General features: G+C 62.4%; 22 protein-coding genes. 14 read left to right on the plus strand and 8 right to left on the minus strand.

Translation table 11 applies throughout. From position 1 onward, the window contains the following. Nucleotides 1-27: 27 nt before the first annotated feature. The 3 genes from CO666_RS04805 to glpK form a co-directional block, all read right to left on the minus strand. Nucleotides 28-1,287, minus strand: coding sequence for an RNA polymerase sigma factor (locus CO666_RS04805; protein ID WP_097610973.1), 1,260 nt, complete (start codon nucleotides 1,285-1,287; stop codon nucleotides 28-30). Beyond that, on the minus strand, nucleotides 1,284-1,658 hold the full coding sequence (locus CO666_RS04810; RefSeq protein WP_097610974.1) for a YciI family protein: 375 nt from the start codon (nucleotides 1,656-1,658) through the stop codon (nucleotides 1,284-1,286). The genes CO666_RS04805 and CO666_RS04810 overlap by 4 nt, the downstream gene beginning before the upstream one ends. A gap of 108 nt (nucleotides 1,659-1,766) precedes the next feature. Next, nucleotides 1,767-3,260, minus strand: a complete 1,494-nt coding sequence (gene glpK / locus CO666_RS04815) for a glycerol kinase GlpK (protein WP_097610975.1) — start codon at nucleotides 3,258-3,260, stop codon at nucleotides 1,767-1,769. Between the two features lie 158 nt (nucleotides 3,261-3,418). Here glpK and CO666_RS04820 point away from each other — a divergent pair, with 158 nt between their 5' ends. The 4 genes from CO666_RS04820 to xdhC all read left to right on the plus strand — a co-directional run bounded on the left by CO666_RS04820 (nucleotide 3,419) and on the right by xdhC (nucleotide 9,432). Next, a complete protein-coding gene (locus tag CO666_RS04820) occupies nucleotides 3,419-4,195 on the plus strand; it encodes a 3-hydroxybutyrate dehydrogenase (protein WP_097610976.1) in 777 nt (258 codons plus the stop codon). A 28-nt stretch (nucleotides 4,196-4,223) separates the two neighbouring features. Further along, nucleotides 4,224-5,690 (plus strand): xanthine dehydrogenase small subunit, encoded by a 1,467-nt coding sequence (gene xdhA, locus CO666_RS04825; protein ID WP_097610977.1) that lies wholly within the window; start codon nucleotides 4,224-4,226, stop codon nucleotides 5,688-5,690. Between the two features lie 283 nt (nucleotides 5,691-5,973). Then, entirely contained in the window at nucleotides 5,974-8,313 is a 2,340-nt protein-coding gene (gene xdhB, locus CO666_RS04835; RefSeq protein WP_097610979.1) for a xanthine dehydrogenase molybdopterin binding subunit, read from the plus strand. A 300-nt stretch (nucleotides 8,314-8,613) separates the two neighbouring features. Beyond that, nucleotides 8,614-9,432: a xanthine dehydrogenase accessory protein XdhC gene (xdhC, locus tag CO666_RS04845; RefSeq protein ID WP_097610981.1), complete on the plus strand. Its 819-nt coding sequence runs from the start codon at nucleotides 8,614-8,616 to the stop codon at nucleotides 9,430-9,432. Here the strand turns inward: xdhC and CO666_RS04850 are convergent. Continuing rightward, on the minus strand, nucleotides 9,405-9,608 hold the full coding sequence (locus tag CO666_RS04850) for a hypothetical protein (RefSeq protein ID WP_097610982.1): 204 nt from the start codon (nucleotides 9,606-9,608) through the stop codon (nucleotides 9,405-9,407). The genes xdhC and CO666_RS04850 overlap by 28 nt on opposite strands. A gap of 100 nt (nucleotides 9,609-9,708) precedes the next feature. On the opposite strand from CO666_RS04850, the gene CO666_RS04855 reads away from it, so the two are divergent. Further along, entirely contained in the window at nucleotides 9,709-10,605 is an 897-nt protein-coding gene (locus tag CO666_RS04855) for a LysR substrate-binding domain-containing protein (RefSeq protein WP_097610983.1), read from the plus strand. A gap of 52 nt (nucleotides 10,606-10,657) precedes the next feature. Here the strand turns inward: CO666_RS04855 and CO666_RS04860 are convergent, their stop codons facing one another. Further along, nucleotides 10,658-10,990 (minus strand): hypothetical protein, encoded by a 333-nt coding sequence (locus tag CO666_RS04860; protein WP_085738009.1) that lies wholly within the window; start codon nucleotides 10,988-10,990, stop codon nucleotides 10,658-10,660. A 288-nt stretch (nucleotides 10,991-11,278) separates the two neighbouring features. Between CO666_RS04860 and CO666_RS04865 the strand changes: the two genes are divergently transcribed. The 5 genes from CO666_RS04865 to CO666_RS04885 all read left to right on the plus strand — a co-directional run bounded on the left by CO666_RS04865 (nucleotide 11,279) and on the right by CO666_RS04885 (nucleotide 15,706). Continuing rightward, nucleotides 11,279-12,517, plus strand: a complete 1,239-nt coding sequence (locus CO666_RS04865; RefSeq protein WP_097610984.1) for a urate hydroxylase PuuD — start codon at nucleotides 11,279-11,281, stop codon at nucleotides 12,515-12,517. Beyond that, nucleotides 12,514-13,821, plus strand: coding sequence for a guanine deaminase (gene guaD / locus CO666_RS04870; protein WP_097610985.1), 1,308 nt, complete (start codon nucleotides 12,514-12,516; stop codon nucleotides 13,819-13,821). The genes CO666_RS04865 and guaD overlap by 4 nt, the downstream gene beginning before the upstream one ends. 53 nt (nucleotides 13,822-13,874) lie before the next feature. Further along, nucleotides 13,875-14,135 carry a type II toxin-antitoxin system ParD family antitoxin gene (locus CO666_RS04875; protein ID WP_097610986.1) on the plus strand — a complete coding sequence of 87 codons (261 nt, stop codon included), beginning with the start codon at nucleotides 13,875-13,877 and terminating at the stop codon, nucleotides 14,133-14,135. Next, entirely contained in the window at nucleotides 14,132-14,437 is a 306-nt protein-coding gene (locus CO666_RS04880; RefSeq protein ID WP_280951775.1) for a type II toxin-antitoxin system RelE/ParE family toxin, read from the plus strand. Before CO666_RS04875 ends, CO666_RS04880 begins: the two co-directional genes overlap by 4 nt. Nucleotides 14,438-14,542: 105 nt before the next feature. Then, a complete protein-coding gene (locus tag CO666_RS04885; protein ID WP_097610987.1) occupies nucleotides 14,543-15,706 on the plus strand; it encodes an alpha-hydroxy acid oxidase in 1,164 nt (387 codons plus the stop codon). 28 nt (nucleotides 15,707-15,734) lie between these two features. Here CO666_RS04885 and CO666_RS04890 read toward each other — a convergent pair whose 3' ends face one another. Genes CO666_RS04890 through CO666_RS04900 form a run of 3 tightly spaced genes read right to left on the minus strand, consistent with a single transcriptional unit; the run spans nucleotide 15,735 to nucleotide 19,283 of the window. After that, nucleotides 15,735-16,163 (minus strand): hypothetical protein, encoded by a 429-nt coding sequence (locus tag CO666_RS04890; protein WP_097610988.1) that lies wholly within the window; start codon nucleotides 16,161-16,163, stop codon nucleotides 15,735-15,737. Beyond that, complete coding sequence (locus tag CO666_RS04895; protein WP_097610989.1) at nucleotides 16,160-17,488, minus strand: phosphatase PAP2/dual specificity phosphatase family protein; 1,329 nt, start codon at nucleotides 17,486-17,488, stop codon at nucleotides 16,160-16,162. Before CO666_RS04895 ends, CO666_RS04890 begins: the two co-directional genes overlap by 4 nt. A 10-nt stretch (nucleotides 17,489-17,498) precedes the next feature. Then, a complete protein-coding gene (locus CO666_RS04900) occupies nucleotides 17,499-19,283 on the minus strand; it encodes a bifunctional alpha/beta hydrolase/class I SAM-dependent methyltransferase (RefSeq protein WP_097610990.1) in 1,785 nt (594 codons plus the stop codon). Nucleotides 19,284-19,486: 203 nt separating this feature from the next. On the opposite strand from CO666_RS04900, the gene CO666_RS04905 reads away from it, so the two are divergent. From CO666_RS04905 to CO666_RS04920, 4 genes are all read left to right on the plus strand, one after another. Next, nucleotides 19,487-20,098: a CDP-alcohol phosphatidyltransferase family protein gene (locus CO666_RS04905; RefSeq protein WP_097610991.1), complete on the plus strand. Its 612-nt coding sequence runs from the start codon at nucleotides 19,487-19,489 to the stop codon at nucleotides 20,096-20,098. 194 nt (nucleotides 20,099-20,292) lie between these two features. Beyond that, nucleotides 20,293-21,432, plus strand: coding sequence for a PspA/IM30 family protein (locus tag CO666_RS04910; RefSeq protein ID WP_097610992.1), 1,140 nt, complete (start codon nucleotides 20,293-20,295; stop codon nucleotides 21,430-21,432). Nucleotides 21,433-21,437: 5 nt separating this feature from the next. Beyond that, a complete protein-coding gene (locus tag CO666_RS04915) occupies nucleotides 21,438-22,085 on the plus strand; it encodes an OB-fold-containig protein (protein WP_097610993.1) in 648 nt (215 codons plus the stop codon). After that, nucleotides 22,082-23,848, plus strand: a complete 1,767-nt coding sequence (locus CO666_RS04920) for a flotillin family protein (RefSeq protein WP_097610994.1) — start codon at nucleotides 22,082-22,084, stop codon at nucleotides 23,846-23,848. The genes CO666_RS04915 and CO666_RS04920 overlap by 4 nt, the downstream gene beginning before the upstream one ends. Nucleotides 23,849-23,855: the final 7 nt, after the last annotated feature.

The following is a 23,855-nucleotide window of genomic DNA, read 5'->3' on the forward strand; positions in this document are numbered from 1 at the left end:
ATCCGCCGTTCCGACAGCAGGCTTGAATTATTTTGCGACCGGCTGCGCGGCCTCTTCCTGCATCTTGTCGATCTGGTGACGGATATGAGCAGCCTCCGCCGCAGACTGGGCAAGCGCGATGGCGCGGTCGAAGGCTTCGCGCGCCTGGCCGTTGCGGCCGAGCTGCTTCAACAGATTGCCGCGCAGACCATGATAGTAGAAATAACCGTCGAGCTTCTCGCCGAGCGGATCGACGATTTCGAGCGCGGCCTGCGGCCCCTGCAATTTGGAAGTCACCACCGCCCGATTGAGCGTGACGACGGGCGACGGCTGGATACGCTCCAGCGCGCGATAGAGCAGATCGATCTCGACCCAGTCGGTGTCTTCAGCGCGTTTTGCCCGGGAATGAATCGCGGCAATCGCCGCCTGAATCTGGAAGGGCCCGGGCCGGCGGTGACGCAGCGCCTTGTCAAGCAGCGCCAGCGCCTCGTTGATGAAGAGCTGGTTCCAGAGCGAACGGTCCTGATCCTCGAGCAGCACGATCTCGCCCTCGGCACTGAAGCGTGCCGGCCGGCGCGAAATCTGCAGGAGCATCAGCGCAAGCAGCCCCATCATCTCCGGCTCGGAGGGAAAGATGCGCAGCATGAGGCGCGCGAGCCGGATCGCCTCGTCGCTGAAGGCGGTCGCCTCATGTTTGGGATCGGCCTGGCTGTAGCCCTCGTTGAAGATGAGATAGATCATCGTGCTGACGATCGAAAGCCGCTCCGCCCTTTCCTCTGGGCTCGGCGTCTCGAACGGCACGCCCGCCTTGGCAACGCGCGCCTTGGCGCGGGTAATGCGCTGCTCCATGGCGCTTTCGGATACCAGGAAGGCACGGGCGATCTGCGTCACCGAAAGCCCGGAGACGATGCGCAGCGCCAGCGCGATCTGCTGGGTCGCCGGCAGATCGGGATGGCAGCAGATGAAGAGAAGCCGCAGGATATCGTCGCGATAGTGGGAATCATCCAGCCGCTCGGCAATATCGCTTTCGGCATCCTCGGCATCGGAGATCGTGTCCTCATCCGGCAGGGCCTGGAGCTTCGAGCGCTTGCGCACGGCATCGATACCGCTGTTGCGCCCGACGAAGATGAGCCAGGCCGTCGGATCGCGCGGCGGCCCTTTCTCCGGCCAGGTCCGGATCGCCCTAAGGCATGCCTCCTGGAACGCCTCTTCCGCAGTGTCGAGATCGCGGAAATAGCGCAGCAGCGCGCCGAGCGCCTTGGGGCGGGCAGAGGCAAGCGCGAGGTCGATCCAGGCAATGTCGGTCATGATGCAGCATCTCCCGGCCTGAACACGTAGAAAGGCCGAATTTCGTAAGAGGTGGAGCCGGGATTGACTGACGAAAGCTGCTTCGAGAAGGCGACCGCCTCCTCCAGTGTCTCGAAATCAACCACGTAGAAGCCGAGAAGCGCCTCTTTGGTTTCCGCGAAAGGCCCGTCGATAACAAGGGGTTCGTCCTTGCCCTTGCGCACGGTGGTCGCAGCCGTCGTCGGCATCAGCCGGCCGACAGGCCCAAGCTTGCCGGCCTTGGCGAGCGGCTCCTGCACGGCATAAAGCTTCTCCATGACGGCAGCCTCTTCCTCCTTGCTCCAGGCAAAGACGGTTTCTTCATGGGCGTAACAAAGGATTGCATAAAGCATCGGTCACTCCTCTTTCCGAATGACGAAGGAGTACCGCCTTAGCCGACAGGCCGCATCAAAAAATTATTGTGACGCCGGCGCTCGCAAGGGCGACAGGTTCAGACGGGGCTACCCCTCGCTCAGCGTCCGCCTAACCGCATTCTTCCAGCCCTTGAGCTTTGCCGCCCGCACCTTCTCGTCCATGTCGGGCGTAAAGCGCCGGTCGCGTTTCCACGTCGCCGAGAAACCATCTTTGTCCGGCCAAACTCCTGCCCGGCTGCCGGCGAGCCAGGCCGCGCCTAGCGCCGTCGTCTCCAGGATCACCGGGCGGTCAACCGGCGCGTCGAGCAGGTCGGCGAGGCGCTGCATCGTCCAGTCGGAGGCGACCATGCCGCCGTCGACGCGCAGCACGGTATCCTCCGAGCCGTTCTTCCAGTCTTTCTGCATGGCGTCGAGCAGGTCGCGGGTCTGGTAGCAGACGGCTTCGAGTGCGGCGCGGGAGAATTCCGCCGGGCCGCTGTTGCGCGTCAGCCCGAAGATCGCGCCGCGCGCCTTGGCATCCCAGTGCGGCGCGCCGAGTCCGGTGAAAGCAGGCACGAGATACACCTCCTGTGTCGGGTCGGCCTTTTCGGCGAGCGCATTGGTTTCGGCAGCGCTGCCGATGACGCCGAGCCCGTCCCGCAGCCATTGCACGGCAGCACCGGCGATGAAGATCGAGCCCTCGAGCGCATAGGTGGTCTCGCCGTTCAGGCGGTAGGCGATCGTCGTCAGCAGCCGGTTTTTCGAGCGCACCATATCGGCGCCGGTATTGAGCAACGCGAAACAGCCCGTGCCGTAGGTTGATTTCAGCATGCCGGGCGCGAAACACGCCTGACCGATGGTCGCCGCCTGCTGATCGCCGGCAACGCCGAGGATCGGGATGGCAGCGCCGAAAATCTCCGGATCGACCGTGCCGAAATCGGCGGCGCAATCCTTGACCTCGGGCAGCATGGCGACTGGCACCCTGAGAATGTCCAGCAGATCCTCGTCCCATGCGTTTTCAGCGATGTTGTACATCAGCGTACGCGAGGCGTTGGTGGCATCGGTAACAAAACTCTTGCCCCTTGTCAGCCGCCAGATCAGGAAAGTGTCGATCGTGCCGAAGCAAAGATCACCCCTCGCCGCACGCGCCCGCGCACCCTTCACATTGGCGAGCATCCAGGAGAGCTTTGTGCCGGAGAAATAGGGATCGAGGAGCAGACCTGTCTTCTTGGTGAACAGCCGCTCGAGATCCTGCCGTTTTAGATTGTCGCAATAGCTTGCCGTGCGTCGGTCCTGCCAGACGATGGCATTCTGGATCGGCCGACCGGTCTCGCGCTCCCAGACGACGACGGTTTCACGCTGATTGGTAATGCCAAGCGCAGCAATATCCCGAGCCGTGATTCGCGCCTCGCGCAGCGCCATATGAACGGTGGAGACGACCGAATCCCAAATCTCCTCAGGATCGTGCTCCACCCAGCCCGAGCGCGGATAGATCTGAGTGAATTCCTTCTGGCCCTTGCCGGCAACATGCATATCGCCGTCGAAGACGATCGCCCGCGTCGATGTCGTTCCCTGATCGATCGCCAGAACATAACCACCCATGAAAATCCTCCTCAAGCGTATCGATTATGGTGACAAATCAATAGGACACGCCGGCGAACGAGAAAAGCGAATAAAGCGGAATTGCCAGCCTGCCGGCTTTGGGCATAACCTCGCCCGAAACGTTGCAACGCAGCATCGCGATGTCAGGAGAGAGCAGCATGAGCAGATCAGTCGTCGTCACCGGTTCCACCAGCGGCATCGGGCTTGCGATTGCCACGGCCTTCGCCGAAACCGGCGACAACGTCGTCATCAACGGTTTCGGAAATGCCGATGAAATCAAGGCGATCGTCGCGCGGCTTGAATCAGGATCGAAGGGCCGGGCGATCTACCATCCGGCCGACATGACCAAGCCCGCCGAAATCGCCGACCTGATCGAAACCGCCACGAAAACCTTCGGCACCGTCGATGTGCTCGTCAACAATGCCGGCATCCAGCATGTCGAGAAGATCGAGGATTTCCCGATCGAGAAATGGGATCAGATCATCGCCATCAATCTGTCGAGCTCCTTTCACACCATGCGCGCCGCCATTCCGCTGATGAAGGCTAGGAAGCATGGCCGCATCATCAATATCGCCTCAGCGCACGGCCTCGTCGCCTCGCCCTTCAAATCCGCCTATGTCGCGGCAAAGCATGGTATATTAGGCCTGACGAAAACGGCAGCGCTGGAACTTGCCGAGTTCGGCGTGACGGTCAACGCCATCTGCCCCGGCTATGTGCTGACGCCGCTCGTCGAAAAGCAGATACCCGATACCGCCAAGGCGCGCGGCATGACCGAGGAACAGGTGAAGAGCGAGGTCATCCTCAAGGCGCAGCCGACCCGTGAATTCGTCAAGGCCGAGGAGATCGGCGCACTGTCGCTCTACCTCGCCAGCGACGCCGCCCGCCAAGTGACCGGAACCCATATCTCGATTGACGGTGGCTGGACGGCGGCTTAACCATTTGGAAAAAACAACCGGGAATATCATGAACGACAGCATCCGCTTCATCCTCAATGGCGAGGACATCGCCCTCACCGATGTCGGGCCGACCGAGACGCTTCTCGATTTTCTGCGGTTGAAGCGGCGGCTGACAGGCACCAAGGAAGGATGCGCGGAAGGCGATTGCGGCGCCTGCACCGTGCTCGTCGGTCGGCTCGCCGACGGCAAGCTCGCCTATGAATCCGTCAATGCCTGCATCCGTTTCATCGGTTCGCTGCATGCCACCCATGTGGTGACGGTCGAGCATCTGGCCGGCCGCGACGGCGCGCTGCATCCGGTGCAGCAGGCGCTTGTGGATTGTCATGGCTCGCAATGCGGCTTCTGCACGCCGGGCTTCGTCATGTCACTCTACGGCCTTTGGCTGACCACGGAGAAGCCGAGCCGCCGGCAGATCGAAAAAGCCTTGCAAGGCAATCTCTGTCGCTGCACCGGCTATGAGCCAATCGTCAAGGCCGCCGAGCAGGTGAGCCTGATGCGGCCGAGCGCCCTCTTTGACCCCTTGGAGCGGACACGCTCGGAAATCATCGCGCGGCTCTGGGCCATGCAGGCGAGCGGCACCATCCGGATTGGCAAGGACGAAGACCGGCTGATCGTGCCGGCATCGCTCCAGGCACTCGCCGAAATCCTCTCGCAGGAGCCCGACGCAGTCGTGGTCGCCGGCTCGACCGATGTCGGCCTCTGGGTGACCAAGCAGATGCGGCGGCTGAGCCCTGTCGTCTTCATCAACCACCTGAGCGAATTGCAGTCGGTCACCGAGAGCGAGGATGGCATCACCATCGGCGCCGGCGTCAGCTATACCGGCGCCTTTGCGGCGATCTCGAAAAAGATCCCGGCGCTCGGACGGCTGATCGACCGCATCGGCGGCGAACAGGTGCGCAACATGGGCACGATCAGCGGCAATATCGCCAACGGCTCGCCGATCGGCGACAGCCCGCCGCCGTTGATCGCCCTCGGCGCGACCCTGACGCTGCGTTCGGTGGAAGGCCGACGCCGCATGCCGCTCGAAGACTTTTTCATCGCCTATGGCAAGCAGGATCGCAGGCCCGGCGAATTCGTCGAAAGCGTCTTCGTGCCCTACCCCAAGGCAACCAGCCGCTTTGCCGCCTACAAGATCACCAAGCGCCGCGACGAGGACATCACCGCTGTGCTCGGCGCCTTCCTGCTGACGCTCGACGATGCCGAGACGGTCACCGACATCCGCATCGCCTTCGGCGGCATGGCGGCAACCCCGAAGCGCGCCCGCGCCGTGGAAGCCGAACTGATCGGCAAGCCCTGGACGGAAGCGACGCTCGACGCCGCCCGCCCTGCCTTCGACGCCGATTTCCAGCCGCTGACCGACTGGCGCGCCACGGCGGAATACCGCCAACTGACGGCGAAGAATTTGTTGACTCGGTTCTACTTGGAAACGGTGGGCGCACCGGCGGAGCTGAAGCGGTTCGAGGAGGTGGCGTGATGGAAAGAGCAATCTTCAGCCTGATCTCCACGACCCAGCCGCAAGCTTCGATGGGAACAGCCGCGATCTCCTCCCCTCCCTCATTCCTGTCCTCGGGCTTGACCCGAGGGATGTCACAGGAATCCAGTGCGCCCAAGTCCTTGGGCGCGGGAGACCCTACCTTACCGTCATATGAGTCATTCACCACGCCGACGCGCGGTGGCTGGATTCCTGTGACAAGCACAGGAATGAGGGAGTATGAGGCAACGATACTCCCCTTCGTCGCACTCGAAGGGATGCACTAATGGACAAGTCCACCTTCGAAGACCCCAAAGCCATCATCTCCGGCCCGATGCACGGCTCGCAGCGTCATGATTCCGCGCACAAACACGTCACCGGAACAGCCGATTATATCGACGACATCCCCGAACCCGCAGGTCTCCTGCACGGCGCCCTCGGCCTCTCCGATCGGGCGCATGCCGAAATCCTCAGCATCGACCTGTCCGAAGTCGCCGCCTCTCCAGGCGTCGTCTGGGTCTTCACCGGCAAGGACGTGCCCGGTGTCAACGATACAAGCTCCAACGGCAGCCACGACGAGCCGCTGCTCGCCGAATCTTTGGTTCAGTTCCACGGCCAACCGATCTTTGCCGTCATCGCCGAAACGCGCGATGCCGCCCGCCGCGCCGCACGGCTGGCGAAGGTCGACTATCGCGACCTGCCGCACTGGAGCGATATCGACGGCGCGCTTGCCAATGGCAGCCCGCTGGTCATCACCCCGATGACGCTCCATCGCGGCGAGCCGGAAACGGAAATGCCGAATGCTCCCAAGCGGTTGAAAGGCCAGATGCGCATTGGCGGACAGGAGCATTTCTATCTCGAAGGCCATATCGCCGTGGCCATCCCCGGCGAGGACGACGAGGTCACCGTCTGGTCCTCGACGCAGCATCCAAGCGAAATCCAGCATATCGTCGGCCATGTGCTCGATATCCCCTCCAACGCCGTCACCGTCAACGTGCGCCGCATGGGCGGCGGCTTCGGCGGCAAGGAAACCCAGGGCAACCAGTTCGCCGCGCTTGCAGCGATCGCCGCCAAGAAGCTCGGCCGCGCCATCAAATTCCGTCCCGACCGCGACGAGGATATGAGCGCCACCGGCAAGCGCCATGATTTCCTCGTCGATTACGAAGTGGGCTTCGATACCGAGGGCCGCATCCACGCGGTCGACGCGACTTACGCCGCGCGTTGCGGCTTCTCATCGGATCTCTCTGGGCCGGTGACAGACCGCGCCCTCTTTCATGCCGATTCCAGCTATTTCTACCCGCATGTGAACCTGGTTTCGAAACCATTGAAGACGCACACCGTCTCCAACACCGCCTTCCGCGGCTTCGGTGGGCCGCAGGGCATGCTCGGCGCCGAACGCGTCATCGAGGAGATCGCCTACGCCCTCGGCAAGGACCCGCTCGATATCCGCAAGCTGAATTTCTATGGCCAGCCGGGTTCCGGGCGCACGCTCACGCCTTACCATCAGGAGGTCGAGGACAATATCATCGCCCGTGTCGTCGACGAACTGGAAGAAACCGCGGAATACCGGGCGCGGCGCAATGCCATCATCGCCTTCAACCGCGACAACCGTTACATCAGAAAGGGCATTGCCCTGACGCCGGTCAAATTCGGCATCTCCTTCACGATGACCGCCTTCAACCAGGCCGGTGCCCTCGTCCATATCTATCAGGACGGCTCGATCCACCTGAACCATGGCGGCACCGAAATGGGCCAGGGCCTCTACATCAAGGTGGCGCAGGTGCTGGCCGACAGCTTCCAGGTCGACATCGACCGGGTGAAGATCACCGCAACGACGACCGCCAAGGTGCCGAACACCTCGGCCACCGCCGCCTCATCCGGCTCGGACCTGAACGGCATGGCAGCCTATGACGCCGCCCGCCAGATCAAGGAACGGCTGGTGGCCTTTGCCGCCGAGAAATGGGATGTGGCGCCTTCCGAGATCGTCTTCCTGCCGAACCGCGTGCGCGTCGGCGAAAGCGAGATCCCGTTCCCCGATTTCATCAAGCAGGCCTATTTCGCCCGCGTCCAGCTTTCCGCCGCCGGCTTCTACAAGACACCGAAGATCCACTGGGACCGTAAGGCCGGCCGCGGAACACCCTTCTACTATTTCGCCTATGGCGCCGCCTGCACCGAAGTCTCGATCGATACGCTGACCGGCGAATATCTGATCGACCGCACCGACATCCTCCACGATGTCGGCCGCTCGCTGAACCCGGCAATCGACCTTGGCCAGGTCGAGGGCGCTTTCGTCCAGGGCATGGGCTGGTTGACGACGGAAGAACTCTGGTGGGACGACAAGGGCCGACTGCGCACCCATGCCCCCTCGACCTACAAGATCCCGCTCGCCTCCGACCGCCCGAAGATCTTCAACGTCCGCCTGGCCGAATGGTCGGAGAACACCGAGGCCACCATCGGCCGCTCCAAGGCCGTCGGCGAACCGCCCTTCATGCTGGCAATCTCGGTGCTCGAAGCGCTGTCAATGGCGGTGGCGAGTGTGGCGGATTACAAGGCGTGCCCGAGGCTCGATGCGCCGGCGACGCCGGAACGAGTGTTGATGGCAGTGGAGCGGATGAAACGGGTGTAGGATGAAAAGGCGACCGGCTCGTTTGTCGCTTGAGCAGGACCGGCAGAGCGGGCGGCACCCCCCTCTGTCCTGCCGGACATCTCCCCCACAAGGGGGGAGATCGGCTGGGGGTGACGGCTTCCCCAAACAACTCAGCGACTGCTCCTCTTCCAACGAGACGGAAAGGGAACGATGGTCTGACTTCTTGCCAATCTCCCCCCTTGTGGGGGTCCGAAGGACGGGTCGAGACCCGCGGCTCGACCCCGGGTCCGGCAGGACAGAGGGGGGTATCCCGCGTACGGGCCTATCGGCCGCTCTCCCATGACCAACCTCCCCACCTTCCTCACCGCTCACCCCGACAGCATCCTCGTTGACATCACCGGCACCCAAGGCTCCACCCCACGCGAAGCTGGCGCCTTCATGCTCGTCTCGCCAACTGCCCTATGGGGTACCATCGGCGGCGGCCAGTTCGAGTTCATGGCGATCGCAAATGCGCGGGAAATGCTGGCGGGGACCGGCGGGGCGCTTACCATGGACATCCCGCTCGGCCCCGAAATCGGCCAGTGCTGCGGCGGGCGCACGCAGTTGCGGTTTCGGCGGTTGACGCAGACGCTGAAGGATGATCTCGAGGCAAGGCTTGCCGGCGAGATCGAGCGTCTGCCCGAAGTCTATCTCTTCGGAGCCGGCCATGTCGGCCGGGCGCTGGCGGCAGCTCTTGCGCCGCTACCCCTATCGGTGACGGTCGTCGAGACCCGGCAGGAGGAACTCGCCAATCTGCCTGATGAAACCAAGACCCGGCTGGTGCCAATGCCGGAAGCGCTGGTAAAGGATATTCCATCCGGCGGCGCAGTCGTCATCCTGACACACGACCATGCGCTTGATTTTCTTATCGCCCGCGAAGCGCTTGAGAGAACCGATATTGCCTATACCGGCATGATCGGCTCATCGACCAAGCGCGCCACCTTCGCAAGCTGGCTTTCCCGTGAAGGCGGTGGAGAGCGGGGCTGGATGGAGCGGCTGACGCTGCCGATCGGCGGCTCGATGGTCAGGGACAAGCGTCCCGAGGTCATCGCCGCCATGACCGCCGCCGAGATCCTGACGGCACTTGCGGCCTACCGCATGCGCTCGTCCTCGCAATAGGGATCGCGTCCGTCGAGAAAACCGAGGTCGCGTTTGACGCGATCCGGCATGGCATTGAGGTCAAGCCGGGGTAGACGGCAGAAGCGGTTGATAGTGCCGGCCAGCCGGGCGGCAAGACGCTGGAAAACGCCGCCACTCCGCGGCAATCGGTTCTCTTCGGCAACATGGCAATCCATGACATCACCTCATCCGTTTGTGGTATGAGTTGCAGTCTGCCGCCAAAAATGCTGCAATTCCAATCGAACGACCGTCTGCCTGCATCAAGAGAACTTATCCATGAAACTGTCGAAACAATTCCCGCTGAATGCGCTGCGCGTCTTCGAGACCGCCGCCCGGCTCGGCAGTTTCACCAAGGCGGGCGACGAGCTCGGCATGACGCAGACGGCCGTCAGCTACCAGATCAAGCTCTTGGAGGAGAATGTCGGCGAGCCGCTCTTCCTGCGCCGCCCCCGCCAGATCGTGCTGACGGAGACCGGCGAACGGCTGGCGCCGAAGGTGACCGAAGCCTTCGCCATGCTGCATGACGCGATGGCGACGGCGCGTGACAGTGTCGAAGGTACGCTCGCGATCAGTTCGACCCACACCTTCGCCTCGAAATGGCTGGCGCCGCGTCTCGGCTCCTTCCACCTGAAGCATCCGGCGATCGCGGTGCGCTTCCAAGCAACCGCGGACATCATCGACTTTACCCGCGAACAGATCGACGTCGGCATCCGTTGGGGCGACGGCAACTGGCCCGGGCTGGTGCTGCACCGGCTGATGGGCCTGGAATTCACGCCGATGCTGAGCCCGAAGCTGGCGGAATCGGCAGGCGGCATCAAGGAGCCGCGCGATCTCCTGAAGTTCGATCTCTTCGATGCCGGCGACATCTGGTGGAAACAATGGTTCGAGGCGGCCGGGGTCACGGAAACGGATCTCGACCGGCGCCCGCGTAACCAGCTCGGCTCCCAGGCCGTGGAAGCCGATGCGGCGATGGCCGGCCACGGCGTCGCCATCCTCAATCCGGCTTTCTATGCGGGCGAGATCGCGCTCGGCCGGCTCTATCAGCCCTTCGAGCTGACCCGCAGCGACGGCAAGGCCTATTGGCTCGTCTATCCTGAAAATCGCCGCAACGTGCCGAAGATCAAGGCCTTCCGCAACTGGATCCTCGAAGAGATGAAGGCGGCCGGGCATTAAAGCCGCGGACATCAGGCCCGGCTCGCATGCCGGGCCTTTCCGTGCTCAGACATCAATATCCCATCTCCGGCGCATAAAAACAGCGCGGCGTGTCCTCGTTCGGGAACAGACAGAGATGATAGTCGTTGTCGCCCGATTGCATCGCCTTCGTCATCGGCAGCAGGAAAACGTGAGCATGCGTGACCAGCCGGTGGTCGCCCGGCAGCAAGGTTACACGATATCCACCCGGCGTCACCGCCACGCTTTTCGAAGGGATCATCTGGCAATCGCCATTATGACTGTCGCCATTGCAACAATAGGGGTCGTAACTCCACCCCGTGGGTGCGTCGTGAGCCGTGGCCAGCGACGCATACGCAATCATCACACACGTCAGAATACTGCGCATGGCATCTTCTCCGTCGATGAATGCGCCGCCGACGATCTAATGGTTTTTATTTATTCCGGCGGCCTGCAACATAACTGTAATCGAGGCATCTCAGTTTCAAGATCCGCTGAATTAGCAGATCGAGCATAAGCCGGGGATAATGCACAGCCTTCTCGGCAGCTTTTAGGCACGCAACAACAGATCGGCGGTCCGGCCACGATCGACAGCTTTGACGAAACTCAATCTCCTCTTCCCTCCCCGCCAAAATTTCCGCAATGTCACGAGTCGGAGGAAGACAAGGGGAACTCGATGTATGAATATGCCATAGCATGGGAATGGCTCGCCTTCGCGGCGCGCTGGTTCCATGTCGTTACCGCGATCGCCTGGATCGGATCGTCCTTCTATTTCATCGCGCTCGATCTCGGATTGGTCAAACGCCCGCATCTGCCGCGCGGCGCCTATGGCGAGGAATGGCAGGTCCATGGCGGCGGCTTCTATCATATCCAGAAATACCTGGTGGCGCCCGCACAAATGCCGGAACACCTGACCTGGTTCAAATACGAGAGCTATTTCACCTGGATCTCCGGCTTTCTGATGCTCTGCATCGTCTATTACGGCGGCGCCGACCTCTTCCTCATCGACCGGCATGTGCTCGATATCAGTCCGCCGGTGGCGATCCTGATCTCGCTGGCATCGCTCGTTTTCGGCTGGATCGTCTACGACCTGCTCTGCAAATCCCCGCTTGGGCGCAACACCTGGGGGCTGATGGCGGTGCTCTATGTCGTGCTCGTCTTCATGGCCTGGGGTTATACGCAGCTTTTCACCGGCCGCGCCGCCTTCCTGCATCTCGGCGCCTTCACCGCGACGATCATGTCGGCCAACGTCTTCATGATCATCATCCCGAACCAGAAGATCGTCGTTGCCGATCTGATTGCCGGCCGCACGCCCGATCCGAAATACGGACAGATCGCCAAGCAGCGTTCGCTGCACAACAACTACCTGACCCTGCCCGTCATTTTCTTCATGCTGTCGAACCATTATCCGCTGGCCTTCGGCACCGCATTCAACTGGGTGATCGCCGCTCTGGTCTTCCTGATGGGCGTCACCATCCGCCACTGGTTCAACACCACCCATGCCAGGAAAGGCCGGCCGACCTGGACCTGGATCGTCACCGTCATCCTCTTCATCCTGATCATGTGGCTGTCGACCGTGCCGAAGCAGCTGACCGGCGAAACCGATGCGGCGGCGGTCGCGCCCGCCTTCCAGCAATTCGCCGGCGATCCGCATTTTCCCGCCGTCAAGCAACTGGTCTCGACGCGCTGCTCCATGTGCCATGCGGCCGAGCCCGCCTATGAGGGCATCGTGCGGCCGCCGAAGGGCGTGATGCTGGAAAACGACGCTGATATCGCCGCCCATGCCCGAGAAATCTATATACAGGCAGGCCGCAGCCATGCCATGCCGCCCGGCAATATCACCGATATCACCCCCGACGAACGCAAACTGCTCGTCGCATGGTTCGAAAGCGCAGCCGAAGGCAGGAAACAATGACGACGACACTTCTCCGCGGCCGCCTGCTGTCTTTCCATCGCGCGCCGCTGAGTCTGACCGACAGCCAGAGCTATCTCTACGAGGAGGACGGCGGCCTGCTGATCGAGGACGGGCTGATCGCGGCGGTCGGCGCCTATGCCGACGTCAAGGCGAAGGCAGCCGCTGACGTGGCCGAGATCGACCACCGCCCGCATCTGATCCTGCCCGGCTTCATCGACATGCATCTGCATTTTCCGCAGATGCAGGTGATCGCCTCCTATGCCGCAAACCTGCTCGAGTGGCTGAACACCTATACTTTTCCCGAGGAATGCCGCTTCGTCGAAAGCGCCCATGCTGAAAGGATCGCCACGCATTTCTACGACGAACTGATTCGCCACGGCACGACGACGGCGGTCGCCTATTGCTCTGTGCACAAGACCTCGGCCGACGCCTTCTTCGCCGAGGCGATGAAGCGCAACATGCGCATGGTCGGCGGCAAGGTGATGATGGACCGCAACGCCCCGCAGGGTCTGCTCGACACGCCGGAGATGGGTTATGACGAGACCCGCCAGGTGATCGCGGACTGGCACGGCAAGGGCCGCAACCATGTCGCCATCACCCCACGCTTCGCCATCACCTCGACGCCGGCGCAGATGGAAGCGACAGCAGCGCTCGCCCGCGAATTTCCCGACCTGCACATTCAGACGCATCTTTCGGAAAATCACGACGAGATCAAATTCACCTGCGAGCTCTATCCCGACGCGATCGACTATACCGACATCTACGCCCGCTACGGCCTGCTCGGGCCGAAAAGCCTCTTCGGCCATGCGATCCATCTCTCCGAGCGCGAAGCCGATGTCATGAGCGAGACGGGCTCCGTCGCCGTCCACTGCCCGACATCGAACCTCTTCCTCGGCTCCGGCCTGTTTCCGCTGAAGGCGCTCTCGCGCCGCGAAAATCCGGTGCGCATCGGCGTCGCAACCGACATCGGCGGCGGCTCCAGCTATTCGATGCTGAGGACGATGGACGAGGCCTACAAGATCCAGCAGTTGCTCGGCGAACGGCTGAACCCGCTGGAAAGCTATTACCTGATGACGCGCGGCAATGCCGAGGCCCTGTCGCTGGCCGACCGGATCGGCACGCTGGACCCCGGCACCGAAGCCGATCTCGTCGTCCTCGACGCCGCCGCGACCCCGGCCATGGCGCTGAAGATGGAGGTGGTGAAGACGCTGCCCGAGGAACTCTTCCTCCTGCAGACGATGGGCGACGATCGGGCGATCGCCGAGACCTATGTGGCGGGCGTCGCTTTGAAAAAGACCCTTTAGGCAAACTTGCAAAAATCCACCGATCTTCCCATAGTTCCACAAGGAGAAAAACTATGGACCTGACCGTTTCCTTACCGGATGAATTGGCGAGTTACATCAAGAGAAAGGTCGCTTCCGGCGGTTACAGCTCTTCGAGCGACGTCGTGAGCGAAGCCCTGCGGCTGCTTGAAGAGCGCGATAGCGCCAAAGCCCGCGAGGTCGAACGGCTGCGGGATGCATGGCACGAAGGAATACAGAGCGGAGATTTCGCTCCTTTGGATATCGATGCTGTAAAGGCCGAAGGACGCCGGCGGTTTGCCGCCTCCAAAGCTTGATCGATGGCCGCAGTTTTTATTCGAGCCGAGCCCGCTCGGACATGCTGGATATCTGGTTGTGGATCGCCGGCAGCAGCGGCCAGACAATGGCCGATACCATCATCGCCCGTATCGAAAAGCGCATTTCCTCTTTGAGCCGGCACCCGCAAATGGGTCCGAAACGACCGGAGATTGCTGAGGACGCCCGGGTGTTGGTGGTCGAAAGGTGGCTCGTGCTCTATTCTTTTGATAGCGAAGACGTTCGCATTGTGCGCGTCATGGATGGAGCGAGCGACCTGCGCGATATTCCGTGGGAAGAATAACCATTCGCGACATCGCTATCGGCAAGCTCCCCCGCAATTTCTCATAACGTCCTTCCTCATTCCATGTTACGGCGATAGCCGCATTCCGATGTGAAGGTTCCATTCATGGCCACTCCGCTCACCATCGCCGATCTGAAAGAGCTCGCGCACCGCCGCGTGCCGAAGATGTTTTTCGACTATGCGGATTCAGGCGCCTGGACGGAATCCACCTATCGGGCAAATGAGAGCGATTTCAGCCGGATCAAGCTGCGCCAGCGGGTGCTGGTCGACATGACCGACCGCACGCTGGAAACGACGATGATCGGCCAGAACGTGTCGATGCCGGTGGCTCTCGCCCCGACCGGCCTGACCGGCATGCAGCATGCCGATGGCGAGATGCTGGCGGCGCGTGCGGCGGAAGAATTCGGCGTCCCGTTTACGCTGTCGACGATGAGCATCTGCTCGATCGAGGATGTCGCTTCGGTGACGACGCGCCCCTTCTGGTTCCAGCTCTATGTGATGCGAGACAAGGATTTCGTCCTCGGACTGATCAACCGCGCCAAGGCGGCGAAATGCTCGGCACTGGTGCTGACGGCCGATCTGCAGATCCTCGGCCAGCGCCACAAGGACCTGCGCAACGGCCTGTCGGCGCCGCCGAAGTTCACGCCGAAACATGTCTGGCAGATGGCGACCCGGCCCTTCTGGTGCCTGGATATGCTGCAGACCAAACGCCGCAGCTTCGGCAATATCGTCGGTCATGCGAAAAATGTCTCCAGTATCGCCTCGCTCGCCGCATGGACCCACGAGCAGTTCGACCCGCGGCTCTCCTGGGCCGATGTCGCCTGGATCAAGGAGCAATGGGGCGGCCCGCTGATCATCAAGGGCATCCTCGATCCGGAGGATGCGAGGGCCGCCGCCGACACCGGCGCCGATGCGATCGTCGTCTCGAACCATGGCGGCCGCCAGCTTGACGGCGCCCCCTCCTCGATCAGCATGTTGCCTGCGATCGTCGACGCCGTCGGCGACCGCATCGAAGTCCATCTCGACGGCGGCATCCGCTCCGGCCAGGATGTGCTGAAGGCCGTGGCGCTCGGCGCCAAGGGCACCTATATCGGCCGCCCCTTCCTCTACGGCCTCGGCGCCATGGGCGAGCAAGGCGTCACTCTGGCGCTCGACATTATCCGCAAGGAGATGGACATCACCATGGCGCTTTGCGGCAAGCGCGACATCAAGGACGTGAACGCGTCGATCATATCCGGGGTGAGACCGGCAGAAATCGGCGCTGGCTGAACGCCCGCTTGCATCAACGGCATGCGGCTCAGCACAGCGGCTGGCGGTCGCCCGCATAGATCAGAAGGACCGCGAAAATCACCAGACAGATGGCGAGCGCAAAACGCTGCCGCCAGACGATACGACGCGATCCGGCAATCCGCCGATCGAGCCCACGCGGCGCCCCGTCAGGCTTGCGAAGCTGCATCCGCAACAGCAAGTCGTCGATGGCGGCAAGACCGGCAGCCTCGGTCTGATGGCTCGACGCGAGGCGAAACAACAGCGCATCGAAGAGAAGATGGACCGTCAGCGCAAAGACGATCACGCAGAAAACGAGCATCAACAGCCAGCCGAGCGACGGAGCCAAACCTCGATATCCCCCCACAGTCAGCGGCAACAGCGCTGTCAGCCCGCAGAAGATCGCATTGCGGCCGAGATGTCGTGCCGCCGCCGAGGCCGCGCCGTTCCACTGCGTCATCGCAAGCCCTCCGTCACGGCATGGATAGTTTCCGCGGGCAGATGAACGCGCCGCCCCGCCCGTTCGATCAGCCGCAAGGCTTCGGCTGGATCTTGGCAACGTCGGCTGATGAGCAGCCAACGCACGATGACGCCGGCGCTGCGCTGGAAGCCCAACGCACAGCAGACGAGAACCGGTCCCTGCTGGCGCGCAGCCTCGATGAGGTTCGCCGCGGCAAGCGTCTGGATCTGGTCGAGGGCTATAAGGTCAAGGGTCGGGAAGCTGCACCAGCGGGTTGACGTTCCGCTTGGGCGCTGAAGCTCGCCGGTCATGTCGATCACCGCGGCAAAACGGTCGGCCTCCTGGCGGCGCGGAAAACGACCGAGATGGACGCCGTCGGCAATCGCCACCGATGCCGGCATTCTCCGGGTCCAGAGCCAGATGTTGATGTGAGCGCCGAGCCGGTAGGGTGCCAGCAGCCAGCGGCTGGCAAGCGTGGTCCGGCCATCGACGCGTTTCTGGAAGATTTGCGGGCCGGCGCCGAAATATCCGAGCGCAACGATCGCCAGCGCAACAGCCGGCCAGAGCAACAGCAGCGCTAAGGCCGACAGCGGAATGCAGAGCGCTGCAAGGCCGAGAAATGCGACGGCGCCGCAGAAATAATAGAGGCCGAGACGGCGCGACTTCGGATCGCCGCTCATCGCAAAATTCGCAAGAGGCGAACCCGCATCGCGCGGAAATAGCCAGGCGGCAAACAGGCCGAGCAGCATGCCGGTCGGTATGTCCATGATCTGATGCTGCCACGTGGTCAGCACCGAGGCACCGATCAGGAAGCACCAGACGTGCCAGAGAAGCCGTGCCCTCTTCGGCAGCCGGCCGCGCAGATGGTCCCAGATCACCACCAGCAGCGCGATATGCAGCGACGGCGCCTGGTTGAACGGCTTGTCGAAGCCGCCGAGCACGGCGAACATGAAACCGGGCAGGCCGCTCGTTGCCGGCCGCACGAAGGTCGCTTCTAGCGGAAACGCGATAAAGCAGGCGACCGCGATCAACTGGATCGTCAGATAGCGTCTCGCCAGCCTATCGACATCGGGCGGCGTCGTATTGACGAACAGACAGAGCCCGTAGAACAGATTGATCGACCAATAGGGAATGATCGTCCATCCTAAGAACGGAATGGCGCTTTCCCAAGCGAAGGCGATGTTCGGCACATGAGCGCGTTGCGACGCCAGCCAGTTGGCGCCGCCATAGGTCAGATAGAAGAACGGCGCCAGAAAGGCGAGCCAGAGCGCCGCCCGCTTCAGGACCGGCGCTGCCTGCGAAAAAGTGAAACGTGCCTGCCCCAAGGCTTTGCCCTCAAACTCGCTCCGCCAGCGAGACGGTGAAAATACCCCACTGGTCGATGCGCTGTTCGATCTTGCGGAAACCGGCAGCGGCGACCAGCTGATCCATTTCTTCTTGCGTGCGCCGCCGCATCACCCACGCCTGGCCGCCGCGGTGGGAGGTGAGCGCGCGGGCGATCATCTCCAATTGCGGATGCCATGGCTGGTTGGTGTAGACGAGCAGCCCGCCGGGCTGCATCGCCCGAGCGATCCCATCGAGCGAAGCGGCGATCATCGCATTGTCGGAAAACAGCTCGTAAAGGCCGGAGACGATCGCGAGATCCGGAGCCGGCGTGATGGCCGCCAGCCCCTCGCCGTCAAAGGCATCCTGCTGGCGGAAACTGACGAAATCACCCAGTCCACGCGCGGCGATGCTCTTGCTGCCGGCGTCGACATTGATCGCGGAATAATCCTGCAGCCGAGCGCTATCAGGACGCACAGCAGCCGTTTCGATCGCATCGAGGACATAACGGCCGTGCCCGGCGGCGATGTCGAGCATACGCGTACTGCGCCCAGCAGCTCTCAGGCGCTGCAGCGCGTGATCGATGAGCTCCTGCAGATGAAGTTTACGCTGCCTGATGCCGCGCCAGCCGATCGCCTCGAGGAACACCTTGTCGATCAACCGCCCGCCGGGCCCGAGCCCGCGCGGCTTGTTCTCGTAGACGTAATCGAGCGTCGAGCCGGAATCGAAACCGGTCTTGACCCCGGTCCTTATACCTTCGGACGCCAGCGCGCCGAGCCTGATGTTAAGGCGGCTGAGCGCCCAGTAGATGCCGCGTGGGGATGTGGCATCTATTGGGCTGGCCAGCCGGTCGGCCTCGTCCTTGGTATAGCCCTGGATATGGGCGGTGCGCAGCTCGGCAGGCGCCCGGGGCTCGGCGAAACGGGCATCGATAAAACGGCGGATCTCGGCGAGAGCAATCGCGCGGTCCCTTTCGCCAAGCGTGTCATGGTAGAAGCCGGCAAGCACATGCCGTTCCTTGATGCGGCTGCCGAGGTTTTCGTAAAACCGGTGCTGCGGCGCGTGCCGCACCACCCAGTCGCTGCCGGAGATCAGCAGCTGCGTCGGCACGGTGATGGCGCGGGCGTCGTCGACGACGCGGGCGGCCGCCTCATAGAGCTGCACCAGAATGTTGGAGGCAATCGGCCTCGTGATTAATGGGTCGGTTTCGAACGAGGCGATGCGCTCGGGATCATGCGTCAAGAACCTCGCCTTGACATAGGAATTGACGAAGAACGTCCCCTTGAGCTTTTCCCACAGCGCAATGCCTTCTTTGGCAAAAGGCACGTAGAGCTTGACGCTGAAGGCCGGTGAGGCCAGCACGAGCGCGCGGATCGGCGGTGCATAGTCGTGCACCCAGGTGCTGGCCAGTACCGCGCCGACGCTCTGCGCAATGACGGCGATGTTTTCGACTGGAGTCCCGCTTGTCTCGCTGACATGGCGGACGAAGCAATCGAGATCACGCGCCGAGGCCGCGAAGGATGGCGAATAGCCGCGCTCTCCCGGTGAACGCCCGTGGCCGCGTGCGTCCCAGGCGTAGAAGGCAAAATCATCGAGGCCGAGTTCGGTGGCGAGATGGGCGACGCGTCCGCTATGCTCGTGGCCACGATGGAGAAGAATGATGGCGCCCTTCGGCGAAGCGCCCACCGCAGGCCACGTCCGATAAAACAGTCGAGTGCCGTCATGCGATGCGAATTCGGATTCATGCATGGGTCTGGTCGTCGAGGACGGTTGCCCGCTATCGGCAGTCTGCAGCACGGTCGTCTCCCATTCTGATCGGTGGATAGGTTGCATCCATTGGCGGCAACAGTGAGTTGCTTTCATTGCAAAAGTCTAGCGGCAAATGATAAGTCCTTTGGGGGAGCCGATATGAAGTGCGGGCTTTCCCACAGCTACGAAGATCCGCACTGCCCGAGCCGGGATAGACTGTTCAAATGCCGTAAAAATTCCACTGAGGTCGCATGTCTGTTTATCAATTGAAGTCCCGGTTTCAGAATATTCTTCGCCCTCTGGTGCGCTCGCTTGCGGCACGAGGCGTCACCGCCAATCAGGTGACGTCAGTTGCCGCCGTCGTCTCGGTCGCACTGGGGCTTTTTCTAAGCGTCGCGCCCCTCCCGCATTGGTTCCTGCTGGTGCCTGTGTGGTTTCTCCTGCGCATGGGCCTTAATGCCATTGACGGCATGCTCGCGCGCGAACACGGGCAGAAGAGCATTTTGGGCGCCTATCTGAACGAGATCGGTGATGTCGTCTCGGACGCCGCCCTGTATTTGCCGTTTGCGTTCATCGATCCGAACGATCTGATGCCGGTAATGGCTGTCATATTCCTCTCGGCACTGACGGAATTTGCCGGCGTCCTGGGTCAAACGGTCGGTGCAAGCCGGCGTTACGACGGGCCGCTCGGCAAGAGCGACCGTGCAGTGCTTTTCGGCGCGCTCGGCATCTTTGTCGCCGTTGGCGGTACGTTTGCCGCATGGACCTCATGGCTTTGGGCGGGGGTGGCCCTGCTTCTCGTATGGACCGCCATCAACCGTATCAGCGCCGGTATTCGCGAGTCGCAAACGGCCGCCCGATAGAAAGCGCAGAGCCGATCGGCCGTCGGTTCTTCCAGCGGCAATCTATTCCGGAAACCGTGTTGAACGCTGCTTCTTACGAGTTGCTTGGCAAGCGCTTCTTCCAAGCTACCTTCCTCCTCACGACATGTTAAACACTGGCTGTATTTTTTGCTGCTCTCCTTGAAAGCACAAAAGCGGTGCTTTATGTTTTACTCATGGCAAATATGAGCAAGACACAGCATCCATCGCAGTTGAGCTACGTGCTGGCGCCGGATGATCATGCCCGCCAGGCGCTTGATGACACCATCGCCGCCTATCGCAGAATGCTCGACATCCTGGGCGGGCTCATTCACGACAGGGCGGGCGCCAATCTCGTCGTCCTGCATGAGCTTGCCTATGAAACCGTGCGCGAACAAACGGGCCTGCCGGCACGGCTGGTCACACTCGGCCTTCGCGATTTCGCCGCCAATCGCGGCGTGATCGCCGATCCTCCGCTTCTGCCGCTCGACGATAAGCTCTTCGCCATCAAAGGCCCCTCGGATCTGACGATCGCCACCGTGCAAGGACGTGTTGCCGTGCCCTTCGATGTCGGGGGCTATTCCAAGGGATGGGAGAGTATTTTTCCGGCCTATCTTGTTGCCGGACACAATCATTACGAGATTCACATCGGCGTCACGCCGAATTCCGCTCGGATGGAGGAAAACATGACGAATGAAGGCATTCTTTCCCGGATGGGCCGCCTGATCGCGGGTATCGCCAATGCCGCGGTCGACAAGGCGGAAGGCGTCAACAAGATCGCCGTCATCGAACAGGCGATCCGCGAGATCGACGCGGCGGCTGATGAGGCCCGTACCGATCTCGGCAAGGCGCGCGCCGAGGAATATCGCATCCAGAGCCGCAGGGACGAGATCGTTGGAGATATGAACGCGCTCGACGGAAAGATTCGCCTCGCCGTCTCTTCCGGGCGCGATGATCTGGCAAAGGCCGGCGTCGCCCGCCAGATCGATCTCGAATCCCAGATCGCCGCGCTCGACAAGGCGCTGGCCGATGCCAGGCAACAGCTGGACGAAGGCCAGAAAGCCCTGCAGGCCGTGCTCGCCACGCGCCGCGAGGCCGACGCCCGCCTTGCCGATTTCAAGCGCAGCATCGCCAGGCATCCCGAGGACGCCGCACCCGGTCACAGCCGCCCCGCGCCGGGCGCCGATGCTGCCCGGGCGGCGGCGGCGGTGTCGCGGCTGACCGGTGTTCCATCTGGCGACCATACTAGTAGTTCCGAACTCGACGAACTCGACCGGCTGCACCGCGAACAGGCGATTGAAGCGCGCCTCGCGCGCTTCAAGGCGGATAACCGGTAACGCCGATGGCACTTCTCTTCGCCCCCGAATGTGCCCCCTTCGCCATCGCCGCCGCCGTGCTCGCAGGCCTGACCGCGATCGAAATGCTTGCGACCGTCATGGGTTTTTCGATCATGGAATTTCTGGGAAAACCGGATTTCCATGGCCATGACGGGTTTTCGGGCTATCTGTCCTGGCTCAATGTCGGCGGCGTTCCCCTGCTCATCCTCATCATGCTGGCGCTCGGCTTCTTCGCCATGACGGGCTTTGCCATACAGGCCGTCGCCAACGCCTTCTGGGCGCCGCTTCCCCCCGCCGTCGCCGCCATTCCCGCCATCCTGGTCGCCGTCCCCATGGTCAGGGCGTCGAGCAGAACCGTGGCGCGGCTCGTGCCGCACGACGAGACTTATGCCGTCGATCTCGACACGTTGATCGGCCGGACCGCCGAAGTATCGCTTGGCCCACTCGATCAGGGACTGCCTGGGCGCGTTCGCGTCAAGGACCAGCACGGAAACTGGCACGTGCTGAGAGCCAAGGCCGCCAGGGATCAGGAGCCTCTCAAGGTCGGCACCGAGGTTCTCCTCGTCGATCGCACGGCAGATGTATTTATCGCCATTCCCGCACTGGCGGACCCCGCCGCAGCGGACAATCAATCTTTCAGGGAGCAGCCATGATGTATGACATTATTCTACCGGCCGGCATTGGCATCGTCCTCATTTTCGGCATCGGTTTTGTTCTCGCCTCGCTCTATACGCGCTCCAGCCGCGACGAGGCCTATGTGCGCACCGGCCTCGGCGGGCAGAAGGTCGTGCTCGACGGCGGCTCCGTCGTCCTGCCGATCTTCCACTCGATCGCCAGGGTCAATCTGAAGACGCTGCGCCTCGAGGTGCGCCGCGGCGAAGGCGACGCGCTCATCACCAAGGACCGCATGCGCGTCGATATCGGCGCCGAGTTCTATGTGCGCGTCAAACCCGATGCCTCCTCGATTGCGCTGGCCGCCCAGACGCTCGGCAACCGGACCAATGATGCCGAGGCGCTTCGCATCCTGATCGAAGCGAAATTCGTCGACGGCCTTCGCTCGGTGGCCGCAACGATGAACCTCGACGCGCTGCAGGAGCAGCGCATGGATTTCGTCAAGGCCGTCCAGGAAGCTGTCGGCGCCGATCTTCAGTCGAACGGTCTCGAGCTCGAATCCGTATCGCTGACGCGTCTCGACCAGACCGATATCAAGCATTTCAACGCCAACAACTTCTTCGATGCGCAGGGTCTCGCCGCATTGACCCGCATCACCGAGGGCCGCAAGAAGGAGCGCAACGAGATCGTTCGCGATACCGAAGTCGCCATCGCCCAGAAGGATCTCGAGGCCCGCCAGCAATCGCTGACCATCGAGCGGACCAAGCGGGAAGCCGAACTCAGCCAGGAACGCGACATCGCCAACAAATCCGCAGCGACGCGCGCCGAAACCGCCCAGCAGGAGCAGGCGGCAAAGCGCGCCGAGGAAGAAGCCCGCATCGCTTCCGAACAGGCGATCGCCGAACGCGAGGCAGCCGCCAAACAGGCCCGCGAAAGCGCCAACATCGATTCCGCCCGCGCCGTACAGCAGCGTGACACCGAAGCCAAACGCGACCTGCAGATCGTGGCGCAGGAAAGCGCCATCGCCGTTGCCAATAAGAGCCGCGAGGAATCCGAAGCGAAGGCGACTGCGGAAGCGGCCCGCGCGCTGGCGATCGCGGCGGAGGAAAAGGTCGGCACAGCCAAGGCGATCGAGATCGCCGAACGCGAGAGGCAGATTGCGGTGATCGATGCGCGCAAGAAAGCCGAGACGGAAGCGACCGCCGTCACCGTCGGCGCCGAGGCTGAAAAACAGGCGGCAAGCGACCAGGCCGAGGCCATCAAGACGCTCGCCACCGCCGAGGCGGATGCGGCGATCATCAAGGCCAAGGGTATTCTCGAAACCGGCAAGGCCGCGGCCGAGAGCGAGGCATTGCTCAACGACGCCCGTAACAAATTGAGCGCTGCCATCATCGAGTTCGAGATCACCCGCGAGCGTATCCGCATCATTCCCGAAGCGCTCGCCGAGGCGGTCAAACCGATCGAGAAGATCTCCGATATCAGGATCTTCGATACCGGCGGCATGCTCGGCCGCGGAAACGGCGCGAACGGCGAAGGCGGCATCGGCATGGGCGAAGGCCTGGCCGGCCAATTGCTCGCCTACCAGGCCAATAAGCCGATCCTCGACAAGCTGTTGAAGGAAGCGGGCTTCGATGGCGACAACGCGATCTCGGCGCTCCTTGGAAATCTCGATAGCGCAAAACCGGCAAAGCCGGTTGCGGCTCCGGCAAAGCCTGCAATAACCGCTGCACCTGCGGTAAAGCCGGCAACACCGCCCGCAGGCCCGGCAACCACGATCGTCCCTCCGGCGCCGAAGAAGGATTGATCGCAGC

Origin of the sequence: Rhizobium chutanense (assembly GCF_002531935.1) — a bacterium.
Taxonomy (GTDB): Bacteria; Pseudomonadota; Alphaproteobacteria; order Rhizobiales; family Rhizobiaceae; genus Rhizobium; species Rhizobium chutanense.

Excerpts from the sequence above, each read along its gene's own strand:
- CO666_RS04805 (WP_097610973.1), bottom strand. The coding sequence starts at position 1,287 with ATGACCGACATTGCCTGGATCGACCTCGCGCTTGCCTCTGCCCGCCCC.
- CO666_RS04810 (WP_097610974.1), bottom strand. The coding sequence starts at position 1,658 with ATGCTTTATGCAATCCTTTGTTACGCCCATGAAGAAACCGTCTTTGCC.
- glpK (WP_097610975.1), bottom strand. The coding sequence starts at position 3,260 with ATGGGTGGTTATGTTCTGGCGATCGATCAGGGAACGACATCGACGCGG.
- CO666_RS04820 (WP_097610976.1), top strand. The coding sequence starts at position 3,419 with ATGAGCAGATCAGTCGTCGTCACCGGTTCCACCAGCGGCATCGGGCTT.
- xdhA (WP_097610977.1), top strand. The coding sequence starts at position 4,224 with ATGAACGACAGCATCCGCTTCATCCTCAATGGCGAGGACATCGCCCTC.
- xdhB (WP_097610979.1), top strand. The coding sequence starts at position 5,974 with ATGGACAAGTCCACCTTCGAAGACCCCAAAGCCATCATCTCCGGCCCG.
- xdhC (WP_097610981.1), top strand. The coding sequence starts at position 8,614 with ATGACCAACCTCCCCACCTTCCTCACCGCTCACCCCGACAGCATCCTC.
- CO666_RS04850 (WP_097610982.1), bottom strand. The coding sequence starts at position 9,608 with ATGGATTGCCATGTTGCCGAAGAGAACCGATTGCCGCGGAGTGGCGGC.
- CO666_RS04855 (WP_097610983.1), top strand. The coding sequence starts at position 9,709 with ATGAAACTGTCGAAACAATTCCCGCTGAATGCGCTGCGCGTCTTCGAG.
- CO666_RS04860 (WP_085738009.1), bottom strand. The coding sequence starts at position 10,990 with ATGCGCAGTATTCTGACGTGTGTGATGATTGCGTATGCGTCGCTGGCC.
- CO666_RS04865 (WP_097610984.1), top strand. The coding sequence starts at position 11,279 with ATGTATGAATATGCCATAGCATGGGAATGGCTCGCCTTCGCGGCGCGC.
- guaD (WP_097610985.1), top strand. The coding sequence starts at position 12,514 with ATGACGACGACACTTCTCCGCGGCCGCCTGCTGTCTTTCCATCGCGCG.
- CO666_RS04875 (WP_097610986.1), top strand. The coding sequence starts at position 13,875 with ATGGACCTGACCGTTTCCTTACCGGATGAATTGGCGAGTTACATCAAG.
- CO666_RS04885 (WP_097610987.1), top strand. The coding sequence starts at position 14,543 with ATGGCCACTCCGCTCACCATCGCCGATCTGAAAGAGCTCGCGCACCGC.
- CO666_RS04890 (WP_097610988.1), bottom strand. The coding sequence starts at position 16,163 with ATGACGCAGTGGAACGGCGCGGCCTCGGCGGCGGCACGACATCTCGGC.
- CO666_RS04905 (WP_097610991.1), top strand. The coding sequence starts at position 19,487 with ATGTCTGTTTATCAATTGAAGTCCCGGTTTCAGAATATTCTTCGCCCT.
- CO666_RS04910 (WP_097610992.1), top strand. The coding sequence starts at position 20,293 with ATGGCAAATATGAGCAAGACACAGCATCCATCGCAGTTGAGCTACGTG.
- CO666_RS04915 (WP_097610993.1), top strand. The coding sequence starts at position 21,438 with ATGGCACTTCTCTTCGCCCCCGAATGTGCCCCCTTCGCCATCGCCGCC.
- CO666_RS04920 (WP_097610994.1), top strand. The coding sequence starts at position 22,082 with ATGATGTATGACATTATTCTACCGGCCGGCATTGGCATCGTCCTCATT.